Annotated in this window: 21 protein-coding genes, 1 pseudogene and 1 riboswitch; all 22 genes and pseudogenes read right to left on the reverse strand. The window is 26.8% G+C overall.

Features of this window, described 5'->3' with window-relative positions:
• Nucleotides 1–48: 48 nt before the first annotated feature.
• Entirely contained in the window at nt 49–765 is a 717-nt protein-coding gene (locus tag ACZ91P_RS10645) for a uracil-xanthine permease family protein (protein ID WP_465155851.1), read from the reverse strand.
• Between the two features lie 29 nt (nt 766–794).
• Complete coding sequence (locus tag ACZ91P_RS10650; protein WP_465155853.1) at nt 795–1,220, reverse strand: solute carrier family 23 protein; 426 nt, start codon at nt 1,218–1,220, stop codon at nt 795–797.
• Nucleotides 1,221–1,472: 252 nt separating this feature from the next.
• A complete protein-coding gene (gene guaA, locus ACZ91P_RS10655; RefSeq protein ID WP_465155855.1) occupies nt 1,473–3,011 on the reverse strand; it encodes a glutamine-hydrolyzing GMP synthase in 1,539 nt (512 codons plus the stop codon).
• Nucleotides 3,012–3,536, reverse strand: a complete 525-nt coding sequence (locus ACZ91P_RS10660; RefSeq protein WP_465155858.1) for a phosphoribosyltransferase — start codon at nt 3,534–3,536, stop codon at nt 3,012–3,014. It lies immediately after the preceding gene.
• A gap of 106 nt (nt 3,537–3,642) precedes the next feature.
• Nucleotides 3,643–3,740: riboswitch (purine riboswitch) on the reverse strand.
• A gap of 259 nt (nt 3,741–3,999) precedes the next feature.
• The gene (locus ACZ91P_RS10665) at nt 4,000–4,761 is read right to left on the reverse strand and encodes a DNA-processing protein DprA (protein WP_465158981.1); all 762 of its coding nucleotides are present in this window, start codon (nt 4,759–4,761) and stop codon (nt 4,000–4,002) included.
• Nucleotides 4,762–4,816: 55 nt separating this feature from the next.
• Nucleotides 4,817–5,440 (reverse strand): ribonuclease HII, encoded by a 624-nt coding sequence (locus tag ACZ91P_RS10670; protein ID WP_465155860.1) that lies wholly within the window; start codon nt 5,438–5,440, stop codon nt 4,817–4,819.
• Nucleotides 5,433–6,323 (reverse strand): ribosome biogenesis GTPase YlqF, encoded by an 891-nt coding sequence (ylqF, locus tag ACZ91P_RS10675; protein ID WP_465155863.1) that lies wholly within the window; start codon nt 6,321–6,323, stop codon nt 5,433–5,435. The genes ACZ91P_RS10670 and ylqF overlap by 8 nt, the downstream gene beginning before the upstream one ends.
• A gap of 55 nt (nt 6,324–6,378) precedes the next feature.
• Nucleotides 6,379–7,227, reverse strand: a complete 849-nt coding sequence (locus ACZ91P_RS10680; RefSeq protein ID WP_465155866.1) for a ribosome biogenesis GTPase RsgA — start codon at nt 7,225–7,227, stop codon at nt 6,379–6,381.
• 66 nt (nt 7,228–7,293) lie between these two features.
• A complete protein-coding gene (rplS, locus tag ACZ91P_RS10685) occupies nt 7,294–7,650 on the reverse strand; it encodes a 50S ribosomal protein L19 (RefSeq protein ID WP_465155868.1) in 357 nt (118 codons plus the stop codon).
• A gap of 25 nt (nt 7,651–7,675) precedes the next feature.
• Nucleotides 7,676–8,407: a tRNA (guanosine(37)-N1)-methyltransferase TrmD gene (gene trmD / locus ACZ91P_RS10690; protein WP_465155870.1), complete on the reverse strand. Its 732-nt coding sequence runs from the start codon at nt 8,405–8,407 to the stop codon at nt 7,676–7,678.
• A gap of 1 nt (nt 8,408) precedes the next feature.
• Complete coding sequence (locus tag ACZ91P_RS10695) at nt 8,409–8,900, reverse strand: ribosome maturation factor RimM (protein ID WP_465155872.1); 492 nt, start codon at nt 8,898–8,900, stop codon at nt 8,409–8,411.
• Nucleotides 8,901–9,152 (reverse strand): KH domain-containing protein, encoded by a 252-nt coding sequence (locus tag ACZ91P_RS10700; protein WP_465155875.1) that lies wholly within the window; start codon nt 9,150–9,152, stop codon nt 8,901–8,903. It lies immediately after the preceding gene.
• Nucleotides 9,153–9,177: 25 nt separating this feature from the next.
• Nucleotides 9,178–9,489 carry a 30S ribosomal protein S16 gene (rpsP, locus tag ACZ91P_RS10705; protein WP_465155878.1) on the reverse strand — a complete coding sequence of 104 codons (312 nt, stop codon included), beginning with the start codon at nt 9,487–9,489 and terminating at the stop codon, nt 9,178–9,180.
• A gap of 289 nt (nt 9,490–9,778) precedes the next feature.
• Nucleotides 9,779–10,096, reverse strand: a complete 318-nt coding sequence (locus ACZ91P_RS10710) for a hypothetical protein (protein WP_465155881.1) — start codon at nt 10,094–10,096, stop codon at nt 9,779–9,781.
• Nucleotides 10,097–10,735: 639 nt separating this feature from the next.
• Complete coding sequence (locus ACZ91P_RS10715) at nt 10,736–10,906, reverse strand: hypothetical protein (RefSeq protein WP_465155884.1); 171 nt, start codon at nt 10,904–10,906, stop codon at nt 10,736–10,738.
• Entirely contained in the window at nt 10,906–11,076 is a 171-nt protein-coding gene (locus tag ACZ91P_RS10720) for a hypothetical protein (RefSeq protein ID WP_465155889.1), read from the reverse strand. The genes ACZ91P_RS10715 and ACZ91P_RS10720 overlap by 1 nt, the downstream gene beginning before the upstream one ends.
• Before the next feature lie 69 nt (nt 11,077–11,145).
• A complete protein-coding gene (locus ACZ91P_RS10725; RefSeq protein WP_465155893.1) occupies nt 11,146–11,394 on the reverse strand; it encodes a hypothetical protein in 249 nt (82 codons plus the stop codon).
• Nucleotides 11,395–12,001: 607 nt separating this feature from the next.
• On the reverse strand, nt 12,002–13,369 hold the full coding sequence (asnS, locus tag ACZ91P_RS10730) for an asparagine--tRNA ligase (protein ID WP_465155897.1): 1,368 nt from the start codon (nt 13,367–13,369) through the stop codon (nt 12,002–12,004).
• Between the two features lie 50 nt (nt 13,370–13,419).
• Nucleotides 13,420–14,098: pseudogene (gene deoD, locus ACZ91P_RS10735) on the reverse strand (purine-nucleoside phosphorylase).
• Nucleotides 14,099–14,141: 43 nt separating this feature from the next.
• Nucleotides 14,142–14,456 (reverse strand): phosphoheptose isomerase family protein, encoded by a 315-nt coding sequence (locus tag ACZ91P_RS10740; protein ID WP_465155901.1) that lies wholly within the window; start codon nt 14,454–14,456, stop codon nt 14,142–14,144.
• Nucleotides 14,457–14,623: 167 nt separating this feature from the next.
• Nucleotides 14,624–15,007: a MurR/RpiR family transcriptional regulator gene (locus tag ACZ91P_RS10745; RefSeq protein ID WP_465155905.1), complete on the reverse strand. Its 384-nt coding sequence runs from the start codon at nt 15,005–15,007 to the stop codon at nt 14,624–14,626.
• A 4-nt stretch (nt 15,008–15,011) separates the two neighbouring features.
• Complete coding sequence (locus ACZ91P_RS10750) at nt 15,012–15,827, reverse strand: MurR/RpiR family transcriptional regulator (protein WP_465155909.1); 816 nt, start codon at nt 15,825–15,827, stop codon at nt 15,012–15,014.
• Between the last annotated feature and the right edge of the window lie 2 nt (nt 15,828–15,829).

Consider the following 15,829-nt stretch of genomic DNA (forward strand, 5'->3'; position numbering starts at 1 on the left):
TTATTAACTTAACAAGATATAAATTTGCCGTTTATATCTACACAGCGCCTAATTAATTAACACTCGAATTCCGTTTGTAGCAATCAAACCAAACATAATCATACTAATCCCGCCCATTACTGGTGCTGGCAACATTTGTACTAATTGATTCACTGGAGCAATAAATGATAATCCAATTGCAAACAAGGCAGCCAATCTTGTTACTCATACCGAAGCAATTCGTGTCATCCCAACTACTGAAGCATTTTCACCATATGTTGTATTTGCTGGTCCACCAACTAAACCATCAAAAATAATTGAAACTCCATCAGCAACTAATGTCCGATGCATTCCAGGGTCTTTAACAAAATTTTTTCCTGTGATTTGCCCCATACTAATATGATCACCAATATGTTCAGCAATCGCAATAATTGCCAAGGGACTAATTGCTAAAATAGCTGGCCCAATATTACTTGCTTTTAAATCTCAAATTTTTTTAAACGATGGATATCATTGCCATTGACTTGGGTCAGTAATTTTTGATGTATCTAAAATTTGATATTCTGTTCCAATTGCGAAATGAAGAATTACACATAATAAATATCCTGCGACAACACCAATAATGACTGGAAGTACCTTAGCAAATCCTTTACATTTCAAAGCGATAATTGCTGTTACTAAAAAGGTAAAAATAGCAATTCCAATCCCAATCCAATGTGAATAAGGTTGCTTTCAAGCAGTTGGATTAAAACCAGCATTATTAATTGCACTTGGGGCAACAGACATTCCAATAATAATAATTAATGGTCCAACAATTACTGCTGGGGAATTTGTTCTAAAAATTTATTACCAATAAAATATACTAATACTCCAAAAGTGATATAAATAACACCAACCATCATTACGGCAATAAAAACCGCATTGCCATACAAAGGATAACACACTCCCATTGCTCCCATATATGCAAACGAACTTCCCAAATACATTGGTACTTTTGCAGCGGTAATTGCAATATAAATTAATGTTCCAACCCCTGAACAAAACAAGGCCATTGCAATGTTCATAACTTCAACTCCAGCTGTTTGATTAATAATTAATGGTACTAACACCGTTGAACCAAACATAGCAAAAACATGCTGTAATACTAAAATTGACCATTGCAAAAAGCTTTTTGGGCGATCATGCGGACCTAATAATAATTTAATATTATTTTCAATTAAAGTAGTTTGTTCTTTTTCCATTATTTTTTCTCCTTCTTTTTTAAAATTGCATAAAAAAACTAGTTTGTAAATTATTACTAACTAGTAAATTGCATTATTAACATTAATTATTTTTTTATTTTGTAGAATATTAAAGATATCAAAAAGAATCTTCTTTTTTTGTAAAAAAACTTCAAATTCTTTCGTCAAACCAATTTGCATTTTGTACCTCAACATTCCTGCAAATAATGATAACATTTTTTAATATTAATGTAAAAAATTATTAATATTTTTTTATTCCCATTCAATTGTTCCTGGTGGTTTTGATGTAATATCATAAGTAATTCGATTAATTTCATGAACTTCACTTACAATTCGAGCTGATACTTTTTCCAATAATTCAAATGGCAGCCAACTTCAATTTGCTGTCATAAAATCAGTTGTATCAACACTGCGCACAACAGCAGTATATCCATATGTTGGTACATCGCCCATTACACCAACTGACTGAACAGGTAATAAAACAACAAATGCTTGTGCAACTTGATCATATAAATTTGCCTGATATAATTCATCAATAAAAATTTGATCAGCTGCTTTTAATAAAGCTACTTTTTCTGCGGTAATTTCACCAATAATTCGGACTGCTAAACCTGGTCCTGGGAATGGATGCTTATACACAAATTTAGAATCAATGCCCAATGATTCACCAGTTCGGCGAACTTCATCTTTAAATAATTCACGTAATGGTTCAATTAATTGAAATGGTAAATCCTTTGGTAATCCCCCAACATTATGATGCGATTTAATTGTGGCAGATGGTCCCTTCACTGAGACAGATTCAATCACATCTGGATAAATTGTTCCTTGTCCTAATCATTTAACATTTTTAATTTTTATTGCTTCTTCATTAAAAATTTCAATAAATAAATTTCCAATAATTTTTCGCTTTTCTTCTGGATTAGTAACTCCCTTTAAAGCAGTTAAAAATCTTTCTTGCGCATTAATTTTAATAATATTTAATTTAAATTTTTCTTGAAATTTTTGTAAATCATTTCATCCACTATCTTGGCGTAATAATCCGGTGTCAACAAAAATACATGTTAATTGTTTTCCAATTGCTTTATGTAATAAAACTGCACAAACACTAGAATCAACACCACCTGATAATGCTAAAACTACATTATCAGTTCCAACTTTATTCTTAATCTCAGTTGTTGCTGCTGAAATAAACTCTGTAATTTTTCATTTTGGGTCACAACCACAAATGTTAAAAACAAAATTGCTTAATAATTGTTGGCCAATTAAAGTGTGGGTTACTTCTGGATGAAATTGTAAACCATAAATTTTCTTTTCTGAATGTTTAATTGCACTAATTGAATTTTCACTATGAGCAATTTTAATAAAATTTGTTGGAATGCCTTCAATATGATCAGCATGACTCATTCACACTTGTGATTTAACAGGGATGTTCGCAAATAAATCTTCTTGATTATCAATAATTAATTCTGAAAAACCAAATTCTTGTTTTGTTGCTCGTTGTACTGTCCCTCCATGTAAATGACTTATTAATTGCATTCCATAACAAATTCCTAAAACAGGAACTTTTAATTCAAACAATTGTTTATCAATTAAAAATGCATCTTCTGTATAAACAGAAGCAGGCCCACCTGATAAAATAATTCCTTTCATTGGTGTTGTTTTAATTTTTTTTAATGCTGTATTATATGGTCATACTTCACAATATACTTCTAAGTCACGGATCCGACGGGCAATTAATTGAGTGTATTGTGACCCAAAATCTAAAATAATAATTTTATTTGTTGTTTTCATTTATTCACCTCTCCATATGTATACATTTAATAATTGTCGAAATTGGTCATTATAATCAAAACCATAACCAACAATAAACTCATTTGGAACAATAAATAGTGCATCATAGGGATAATTAAAATTTGGATGCATAGCAATTTTATCTGCTAAGCAAACTACTCGTAAACTATTTGGTTTTTTTGCTTGAATTTGTTCAATGACAGCCGATAACGTTTTACCAGTATCAATCAAATCTTCAATTAATAAAACATCTTGTCCAGTAATATCTTTTGAAATATCCTTATAAATAGTAAGTTTATTTGTTGACTGAGTTCCAATGTAACTTGAAATACTCATTGTATCAATCACAATTTGAATTTTAAGTTGTTTTAACAAATCACTCATAAAAAATAATGCTCCATTTAGTAAACCAATACAATATAATGTTTTACCTTCGTATAATTTATTTAATTTTTCCGCATAATCCTTAATTTTATTTTGAATTTTATCCTCTGGTAGATATAATTCTAATTTGTCTATTTGCACAATTGTTATTCTCCTTTACAAAATAAAAAAATAAAAGCATAAACTATCATTGCTAATGTGCGAAATAGGTTATGCAAATTATTTTTGTTAAATTTACGAAAATAAAACAAAAAAAATTATGCCCTATAGTATCTTAATGACGGTAAGATGTAGAAACATTAGTCCATAATACTAACATATATCAGCATTTTATCTTTTTATCACACGTTAACTATAACTTATTCTTAAAATTAATGCAAGATAATTTATAAAACTTTAATTAGGTAATTTAATTAAATAATTATAAATTTTAATTACCATCTCATAGAGTTATTTTTTTGTGAAAAGAGTTTAAAATAATTTGCATAAATAAAAAATGTATATGGTATATACATTATACATTTTTGTTAAAAATGAATTCTTATTTTTATTTTTTTTATTTGTTAACATGATTACATAAATTAATCTATGTTCCTTTACAAAATTATAATTTCCCACAAATGTCATCAACATTTTCTACTAATTGCGCTCCGTCTTTAATAAAACCATTGTTTTTATTAGCAACAGTAATTTGAGCTGGAAAACAAAAAACTTCTTTCTCATCATGTTTAGCCAATGACACAATTCGATGTGTTTCATCATCTAAACTTGATTGAACAATGATAACACCATCCATCAATCCTGACATAATCCGATAAAGTTCATACTGACTTTTATTAACATTATTTTGGTATACTTCAGCAATAATGATTTGAAATTTTGTATTAGGATATTGTTTTGTTATTTGTTCATAATCATTTAAATTTTTAAGAATTAAAATACTACTTCCATTACCAAGATTTTTAACCACACATTCATTAATGCCTGGTTCTGAAGTAACAATTAAAGTTATTTTTCGCTTTAATATTTTCTTTGTTAACATCTTAGTTGTCATTATTCCTCTTTTATTTGGTGCTGTTGTTCCACAAATTGCTAATTTATGTTTTTGACCATTTAAAACACCCAAGTCACCAACATAAAATAAAACAAAGGAAGGTCGATAAATATTGCATAATGATTTTGGATATTTACGATCAATAATAGTAACATAACGACATGTTATTTTAGTTTCAATATTAATTAAATCTTCATAAGCAATTTTTTCTTTTGTTTCTAAGGCTTGATAAATTTTAAGTCAGTCCCCATCATATTTTAAAGCAAAAAAAAAGCAAAACTTGACGCATATTAATTCCTTTCTATTTAATAATTAGAATTTTCTTAATATAAGAAATATAATATTAACAGTTTTACTTTTATTATTTTTATTTATAATTAACATTATTTTTTAACATAGCTTCACGAACAGAACGATAAGTTTTCCGATGCAATGATATAATTCCAAATTCTTGTAATGCTAATAAATGTTTTTTGGTTCCGTACCCTTTATTATTTTTAAAATCATATTGTGGATAATTTTGATCAAATTTGAGCATTAAATTATCTCTTGTTACTTTTGCTAAAATTGAAGCTGCCGCAATTGATTGTGAAAGACTATCTCCTTTAATAATTGCTTGGTGATGATAAGATGGTCCTAACTTTTCTGCATCAGTTAAAATTATATCTGGTTTAACCATTAAATTATCAATTGCTTGTTGCATACCAATAATACTTGCTTGCTTGGGATTCAAAGTTTCAACCATTGCAACAGAAATAATCTCAATCGTATAACTAATTGCAATAGACATAATTTCATCTGCTAATTTACTTCGTTGCTTTAGTGTTAATTTTTTACTATCCTTAATTTCATCGTTAACATAATTTAGCGGTAAAATAACAGCGCTAACAACTAAAGGACCTGCTAAACACCCGCGGCCAGCTTCATCAGCTCCTGCCATAATTGTTGTATTAGGATATGACATTAAAATCTCTTGTTCAAATTTATTCATAATTAATTGTTCCTCTTCCAGGTGGAAACTCAAAAGACATTAAACCAAACTTATTATTTCATAAATTATTTAAAAAATCAGTAACAATATTATTAACATTATATTCATCAACTTTATGAAAACGATTTTGTTGCATTACTAATAATAATTCAAAAAGTTTTTGTTCATCTGTTATATCAAAATTATCACTTGGTAAAAGATGATATTGCTTCGCTAACAAAGAAAAATAATATTTATGCATTCATTTTATTGCAGCTAAGCAAATTTCTTCTTTTGGTAAAATATCTTCTTTGATTGACCGTGTAAAAGCTAAATTCATTGCTACTTGTGGCTCATTAATTTTAGGCCATAAAATTCCCGGAGTATCAACTAAATCAATTTGATGATTTAATTTTAATCATTGTTGGCCTTTTGTTATACCTGGTTTATTACCAACTCGAGTTGAATTTTGTTTTATTAAAGCATTAATAAAAGTAGATTTTCCAACATTAGGAATACCAATTACCATTACTTTTAGTTTTGATGATTTAATTCCTCTATTTTGATCACGTTCAATTTTATCAGCTAAAACAAAATAAATTTTTTCAATAATTAATTTTGTAATATTGCCATGCTTACTATTTAATGGTAAAACAGCAATCTGTTGAGATTGGTAATATTCAAGTCATGCCTTGAAGGCAACTGGGTCCGCTAAATCTTTTTTATTTAAAATAATTAACTTTGGTTTTAAACCACGTAAGTTATCAACCAATGGATTTGAAGAGGAAAACGGAATTCGACTATCAACAATTTCAATTACTAAATCAATTAATTTACTTTGCTCATCAATTTGTTTAATTGCCTTTGCCATATGGCCAGGAAACCAATGAATATTTGTTGTCATTTTATTTTCCTCCTTTTAATCTTTTTTTAATAATTTTTATCATTTTAAATAAAAATTATTTAACATAATCTTCAACTCATTCCAATGAAATTGCGGGAATTTTCTTTTCTTTTTTAATATCTTCTAAAAATTTAGCACATAGAAGTAAATTATCGGTTGTTTCACTATCAGGTAAAGATAAATTTGTTGTCATTAATTTAATAAATTCTTTAACAATTTGTTTTACTGATGATTTTGGTTGAATTCGAACACTATATGCTGTTTCTAATTTTTTTTGATATTTTGTTAATAACAATTGGAATGCTTTAATTGCTACTATTTCTGTATTATCCTCTATTTTAAAAAGTCCTAAAATTTGTGTATTTCAATAAACATCTGGTTGAGAAAAATTAATCCCTGTAATTGGTACTGTGTCAATAAATTCAACATTATTATAACGATAAATTTTTTCACGGCTAAAAAATATTCCTCTTCCTTTTTCAAATGTTTCATTATTATCAAATATTTTTTCTAATAAAAGTTCTTTATTACTATCTGGTAAACTAATAATTAATATTTTCTTATTAGCATACTTTTTTAAAAGTTTCTTAAAATTAGCTAAACACCGCTGATATTCTTTACTAGTTTGCTCTTCATGACATAATAACATTTGACAATAAATTTCTTGGCTATGATAATATTCCATTCATTTTTTTGTTTGCTCAACATCAGCTTTTTGTGTGTTTGAAAATAAAATTATTCTTTTCACATCATTTAATTTCGCATAATTTAAAAGATTAGCACCAGAATGTGCAATTCTTGCATCAACTACTTCAATAATAACATCAGCTGCTTCAGCAAGTTTATAAACCCTCTTATTATTTTTAATAAATTCTTTGGGAATTGAAAATTTCTTATCACACATAATTGTGTTTCCTCCTTGTGTTATTATTTTAATACAAATTAAAAAGACTTTATCAGTCTTTTAGGGTTATTTTGTTTTAATAATCTCTTTAATTCGAGCAGCTTTACCAGTTCGATTACGCATGTAATAAATTCTAGCACGACGAACTCGTCCATATTTTACAATTTCAATCTTATCAATTAATGGCGAATGTAAAGGGAATTTTCTTTCAACGCCAACTCCATTACTAATTTTACGAATTGTAACTGATTTTGCAATTCCGCTACCTTGTAACTTAATTACTACTCCTTCAAAAGCTTGAATTCTAAACTTATTTCCTTCCTGGATTTTATAATGTACTTTAATTGTATCTCCTGAAGAAAATTGTGGCAAATCACTACGAAGTTGATTTTTTGTAATTTCTTCTGTTAAATTCATCTTCATAACTGTTTTTTCCTTTCTACGGTCGTTAAACCTTTTTTTCGTTTTTAATTTTTTCTAATAATATTTGTTGTTCTGTGGTTAAAATTTTTTTTTCTAAAAGGTCGGGACGTTTTAATCAAGTTTTTTTTAATGCTTCATATTCTCGTCATTGGTCAATTTTCTGATGATGACCACTTAATAAAATTTCAGGAATATAATGGCCATCATATTCAACTGGTTTTGTATAAACAGGATAATCTAATAGATTGTTAGAAAAAGAATCATTGAGATGTGATTGTGTATTAATTACATTTTTACATAAACGAGTAACACTATCAATTACAACCATACTAGCTAATTCACCGCCAGTTAAAATATAATCACCAATTGATAATTCATAATCAATATAATATAAAATTCTTTCATCAAAGCCTTCATAATGTCCACAAACTAAAATTAAATCATTATCATTTGCTGCAAATTGTTGCACTTGTTCTTGCACATATTGCTTACCTTGTGGTGTTAACAAAATTGTTACACTATCTTTTGTTTGGTTAGCTTTAATCGCTGCTACTAATGGTTCAATCATTAAAACCATTCCTTCACCACCACCATATTGGTAATCATCAACTTGTTGATGTTTGCCAATGCTATAATCACGAATATCAACAATTTTAATTGCAATTAATTTTTCATAAAGTGCTTTTTTAATAATTGATGTTGTCATAAAATTATTGAACATTTCTGGAAATAAAGTTAACACTGTAAACTTTTTCATTTTAAATCACCTTTTTTAAAATAATTTCTTCTTGTTGCAGATCAACTTGTTCAACATATGCATCAACATTTGGAATCATCATTAATGTACCATCTGTTGTTTTAATTTCAAAAACAAGATGTGCCTTAGTTTCAAATTGATTTACTAAAATCCCAATTTTTTTTTGATTATGAAAGACTGTAAAATTAATTAAATTTTCCTGATTAATAACTTCTGTATAATTCAAATTTGCTTTTTGAGCAAATAAATAGCATTCTTTAAAAGCTATTACCTCATTAATATTAGTAAACTCTTTAAACTTTAAAATATAATCTTGCTTAGTAGCAGTAATTTTAATTAATGTTACTGGCGTATACATCATTTGAACTTGAATAAACATTAATTTATTAAGCAATTTATTTATATTTTTAATGTTTATTAATAAAGTTGCTTTAAGTTCGCCTTTAATTGCATGGGGCTTTTTAAGTTTAAAAATTTTTAACAAATTTTCCATCTATAAAACCTCAAACTTAATATTAACTTTATTTTGATCAACATGTGCTCTAATATTTAATAAAGTTCTTAAGCTATTAGCAATTATTCCTGCTTTACCAACAACATATCCTAACACTTCTTCATTATACATTACTAATAAATTAATTTCTCCTACGTTTGTCGATGGCATTTGACGAATTTCATAATATAATTCATTATCATTCTGACAAATTAACGGATTAATTAAATTTTTAAGTTTAGTAATATACATTAATTAACACCACACTTAATTACAACTATTTTTTGGCATCTGTTGCTGCCTTTTCTTTTGTACTCTTTGTTGTTTTAGCAGCATATTTTTCATTATGCAATTTAGTCATTAAACCTTCTTTACTTAACAAATTACGAACAGTATCAGTTGGTTGTGCTCCTGTTAATAATCATTTGTAAGCAAGATCATGATTAATTTTCACATCACCATTAATAGGATTATATGTTCCAATTAACTCAATATATTTTCCATCACGTTTGACACGAGCATCTGTTGCAACAATTCGGTAGAATGCTGATTTCTTTTTGCCTATTCTTTTTAAACGTAATTTTACCATTAATAATTTCCTTTCTAATTCTGCGTTCATGTTAAACTATAAAACTTAACATCCTTTATATAATACCTGAAATTAAAAAAGAGTCAAGTTTTTTAACTTAACACTTTATTTTTTGCTAATCATATTTTCCTTCTTCAGAAAAATCATTTTTAAAAACATTTAACACTGATTGTGGGATAAAAACATCTTTTTTATGTAATGTCATCCCTTTTTCACTAATTCCAAATATTTTTTCATTTACACGTTTGTTTAATGTTTCGCTTTGATATTTAGAATCTAACTTATTATTTTAAAAAATATATAAATATTGTAAACCAATTAATAAGGTTAAAATACAAATAAAAGAAAAAGTTAAAATTAATCATCCCCATTCTTGAAAAACATTAAGAAAAAAATAAGGATATCAAGTATCAGGTGGTCTCTTATCTAAATGACGCAATGTTCCTTGAATTAAAATTATAATAAAATAACAAACTGGATAAATTAAAATTAATCATAATGCTAATTTATAATGTTGTTTTAAATTATATTCAAAAGTTCCGGCTGTTAAAATATAACTAATAATCATACTAATTGGAATTACTAAGTGCAAAACAATTGTCGACATTCAAGCATATACATTGTATTGATTAACATCTTGTGTACTTATAAAAATTCCAAGTCAAAAAACTACCATTGTAATTGTAATATATGTTGTCACAGTTAATTTAATTAAATAACTAGGACTTTGAATTTTAAACTTGTTTTTAAATAAATGAAAAAATAAACAGCAACAATATAATTAGTTTGCGTTGTAAAAAACGAATAATAATTTGATACTCGTTCTGCATATCCTAAATCACGAAATTGAGGTTGTGGACTAATTATTGCTAACACTAAATCAGTAATTAAAAAAAACTTAATTGTACATAAAATAAAATTTTAGTATTTCACTTTAACATAAAAAACCTCCTAATAATTAATATTATGTAATAATATTTGTGAACATTCTTGGCAAGCTAAAGAGGGAAAAACATCACCATTTGAAACAAATTTAATCCCAACTGGATTAAAAAAATATGACAAACTTCACATTCTTTTAAGCCCTGTCTCACTTGTCCTAAACACTTATCACACATATTGGCATTATTTTCTCGTAAAAAATATTGATGACAATGGATACAATTAACAACCATATTTTTAAATTGAGTTGTTTCTCATTTCGAATATTCATAAGAATAATTAGATCCAACATAACCATACACTTTTAAAATTCATTTATTATCCTTTGTAATTTTTTTCCATTTAAATTAACTTTTGTTAACAAATATTTTCTTGCTAGTTCACTATCAGTAAAAACTTTAACAACTTTCCCTTGGTCAGGAGTATCAGCATTATCAGTGTAAAAAACAATATATAAATTTTTAATTGTATTCACTATCTTTTCATTCCTTCTGTTTTTGTATCCTTTTGAAAATTTTGTGCAGCACATTTAAAACAAATTATATATTCTTTATTATTTACTAATAATTTTCAAAATAATTCGCGATTAAAATCATCTCAAACAAGACGATGTTTTTTACATAAATCACATTGAAAAATTTCCAAACCAACTAATTCACTTTCATATTCTGAACAAAGTTGATAACGAGCTAATTTGCTTTTAACACGATTACATTATTGACAAATTGGTAACTTTTTAATAAAGCCTTCTGTTCCTTGCTTGTTTAGTTCGTAATTATCAGTTGTACTATCAAATGTAAATATTAAACAAAATGAAATTGCTTTAATAATATCTGCATTATATTTGTTATCTAAATAACAATCTTCTAACGTTCGTTCTGCATCAGTAGCTGTTTTACAAATACATTGTAAATTTTGTTCTTTACCGTTACCATCAAAGATAAAATAATAATTTCAAATCAATTTTTTATTCCTCACATTGCTATAATTAATAATTAATATATAGCATTATTATATCATTTTTTTATTAAACCGTTTATTAAAACACAAAAGACCTGTTAGGTCTTTATTTTATTTTCATAGTTAATTCAACTGCATGGTAAGACAAAATTATCTAACTTTTTTCTTAATTAGTAAAAATTCGTAATACTTTTAATGCTAATAATCGTGGATTTTGATCAAGCTCTTTACGAATTTTGGGGTTATCAATAATTAATGATAAAAATTCATATACTTTGTATTCATTGTATGTATATAATTTGTCAATAAATTTTTTAACATCTAATTTTAGTGTAAGAAGTAATTTTAAAATTTTATTTCAACTTGTTTTTGAACAATCTTTTTCAATTCGACAAATAGTCGATTATTGTAACCCTGACATTTTGGTTAATTCACGTTGAGTTAATCCTTTATGAATTCGTAATTGTTTAATAACTTCGTTAATTTATATATGTTCCTTTCATATTATCATAAGTAACTAAGTTAAATATTTTATGTCCCCTATCTATGCAATGCTAAAATTATAACAAAAAAAATTTTATAATTAAATAAAATTTTTATATGCATCAAATTAAAATAATAAGTTTCGCGGCGTACGTGGAAAGGGAATCACATCACGAATATTTGTCATTCCTGTCACAAACATGATAAAACGTTCAAACCCTAAGCCAAAACCTGCACTTTTATAATAACCATATTTTCGTAAATCAATATATCATTGTAAATCTGTCGTTGGAATTTTTAGTTCATTACAACGACTAACAATTTTATCATAATCATTTTCACGAACACTACCGCCAACTAATTCTCCAATTCCTGGTACTAGTAAATCACACGCAGCAACTGTTTTATTGTCATCATTAATTTTCATATAAAATGCTTTAATTTCTTTCGGATAATTAAATAAAAAGGTTGGTTTTTTTGTTTTTATTTCACACAAATATCTTTCATGCTCAGTTTGTAAATCCATTCCTCAAAAAATATCTGGATTTTCAAATTTTTGACCTTTTGTAACAGCTTTCTGCAAAATTTCAATTGCTTTTGTATATGATAAATAAACAAATTCATCATTTAAAACACTTTTTAATCTTTCCAATAATTTATCATCAACATTACTATTTAAAAAGTCAAGTTCATAATGGTTGTTAATAAATAAATAATTAATAATATGCTTAATCATTTTTTCAATTAATGTCATATTTTCTTCCAGGTCAATAAAAGCAATTTCAGGCTCAATCATTCAAAATTCAGCAGCATGTCTTGTTGTATTAGAATTTTCAGCACGAAATGTTGGACCAAAAGTATAAACATTTCGAAAAGTTTGTGCAAATCCTTCAGCATGAAGTTGACCTGAAACAGTTAAACTAGCTTTTTTCCCAAAAAAATCTTCATTATAATTATTATCAGTTCTTGTTGTTACAATAAATGATTCGCCAGCACCTTCAGCATCATTTCCGGTAATGATTGGTGTATGAACATAAATAAAATTGTTTTTATTAAAAAATTCATGAATTGTAAAAGAACTACTACTACGAATTCGGAACACCGCATTAAAAGTGTTTGTTTTTGCACGTAAATGAGCAATTTCACGTAAATATTCATAAGAATGCTCTTTTTTTTGTAATGGATAATCTTCACTTGCCTCGTCAAGAATTTCAATTACGGATGCTTGAATTTCAAATGGTTGTTTGGCAGATGTTGTTACACAAAACTTTCCAACTACTTTAATTGCTGATGAAATTCGTAAACTACTAATTGCTAAAAAATTAGCAAGTTGCTCCGCTTTATAAACAATTTGCACATTATTAAAAACTGTTCCATCATTCATAACTAAAAAACCTAATTTACCACTACTGCGATTAGAACGAACTCACCCCAAAATTGTAACTTCACTTTGATCTTTAACTTGATCTTGGTATAACTCTAAAACTGTTGTCATATTTTTTCTCCTTTTTTCTTTTATAATTTAATTGCACTTTCTAATGCTAATTATACCATTTGGTAAAAATTATTTTGCCGCTCAGCTGCTGTTGTCACAGCACCAGTAATAAAGGAATCAGAAATTGTTGATAATGTTGCTGCATTTTTCTTTAATGCTAAGGCATTTGCAAACAAAGCAAATGCTTCCATTTCAACACATACTGTCTTATACTTGGCTTTATTTTTTTCAATCATCATCATTTTTACGATAAAAAACATCAGATGAATGAACAATTCCAGGAAAAGTTTTAATTTGTTTTGCTTTAGCAACTCCTTCAATTGTTGCAAAAAGATGTTGTGAAAAATTTAAAACATTATCTTCTATTCCTGCTACAATTCTAGCATAATTATTTTCGCCATAAGCTGCTGTTGCGTTAACAATATCATAAATCTTTAGTGCAGCATCATAACTACCTGCTGAACCAATTCGAATAATATTATCAACATTATAAAATTTAAATAATTCATATGAATAAATTCCAATGCTAGGACATCCCATTCCACTTCCAGCAATTGTAATTGTTTTATTTTTATAAATTCCGGTGTACATAAACATATTTCGAATTTCATTCACTAATTTTATATTTTCGAGAAAAGTTTCCGCAATAAACTTTGCTCGTAATGGATCTCCGGGCATTAAAACTGTTTCAGCAATTTCTTCTTGTTTAGCATTGATATGTGGTGTCATTTTCATTCCCTCTTAACATTTTTTATAATTAATTTATATTGTACTATAAAAAATAAAAAGGAACATTAGTTCCTTTAATTTTAACAATATTTTTTAAAATTTTATTACTTTTAATCCGATTTTCTAAATATTGGTGCTCTTTATTAATAGATAAAAGCGCTTTAATTAAATTATCATTTCAATATATTAATGGTAATAAAGAAGAAATAAAAATTTCATTTTTTTCATATAAAGTTGAAGAAACAACAGTATGCATAATATCAGTATATTTTGATAAATCCGAATTATATTTTGATGTAACACCAATTACATTTACCCCATTATTTTTGGCTTCCTTAGCTGCTGCTATTACAGCCATTGTTTTTCATTCTAAACTTACACAGATTAATAAATCATCTGGTTAGATCAAACTGGCACGAGTAATAATATTATTTTCATTTTCTACCAACAAACTACAAGTAAAGCCAAAACTAAATAAACGGGTAGCTAGTTCTTTTACTGCTAAAGATTAAATTCCTAAACCAGCTAAATAAATTCCTTTCGCTTTTTTAAAAAGGTAACTGTGTTTAAAAACTTAACATCATCAAAAGTTTGCTGATTACGCTCTTGCATATCTTGATAATATAAAAAAATACTTTCTGTTTCATCTAAATGCAAATTATTGGTTTCTAAACGTTCTTGTTCTGCAACTATTGCAATAATAAAATCACGATAACCAATAAAGCCTAACTTTTTAATTAAAGAATAAATTGATGAATAACCGATTCCAGTCGCTTTTGATAAACCTTCAATTTTAAGGTTTCGAATATTATGAATATTTTCACAAATATAGTTTGCAATTTTAATTTCTTTTTTTGTGCAAGTTCCTTGAATCATTGATAATTTTGAGAGAATTGAAATATTATCCATTGTTTTAATAATTTCAACGATTATCTTGTTGAGCCATTACAAAATCTTTATCAACAATATCTGATGACCAGACTTTATTAATTAAATCATCAGTAAAATACATTCAAGGTAATAATTTATTAACATAAATTTTATGATCATTTACTCGTTGATTTGGGGTTGAAATAATATGCGACCAATTTGCTAATTTAACTGCTTTTGACATATCTTTCCCAGAAATTACTACAATCGTTACTCCTTTTTCTTTTGCAATTGTTAATGCTTTGTTAACTGCTTCATTATTACCAAATAATGAATAAGCTAGAATTAAATCATTTTTATTCATAATCCGAGAACGAACCATTAAGTCTTCTTCATTTTCATTTAGATTAAAAGCATTAAAACCAAAACAATATAATTCTAGCGCTAATGTTTGTGACAATGCATTTGTTGAACCCATCCCAATTACAAAAATTCGATATGCTTTTTTAATTGCATTAATTGTTTGATTCATCTTTTTATTATCAATCATCGTATCATTTTGATTAAGAATATCAAAATATGTTTTCTTCATTAGACTCTCCATATTTTCAAAATCTAATGATTTAATTTCAATATCAGCAGCAATCGCAATTAAAAAGTCTCGATAACCATTAATCTGCATTTTTCGTAACAAACCATATATTGCACTATAACCAGTATTTACTTGTTGTGCTAAAACTTCAATATTCATTGTTGTTACTTCCTTCATATTTTCTTTAATATATTTAATAATTTCATTTTCTTTTTTAGTAAAATTCTTTGAATCGAATGTTTCTAATTTTGATAAAAATGATGCCATTT

Source organism: Spiroplasma endosymbiont of Halictus nicosiae (genome assembly GCF_978018445.1).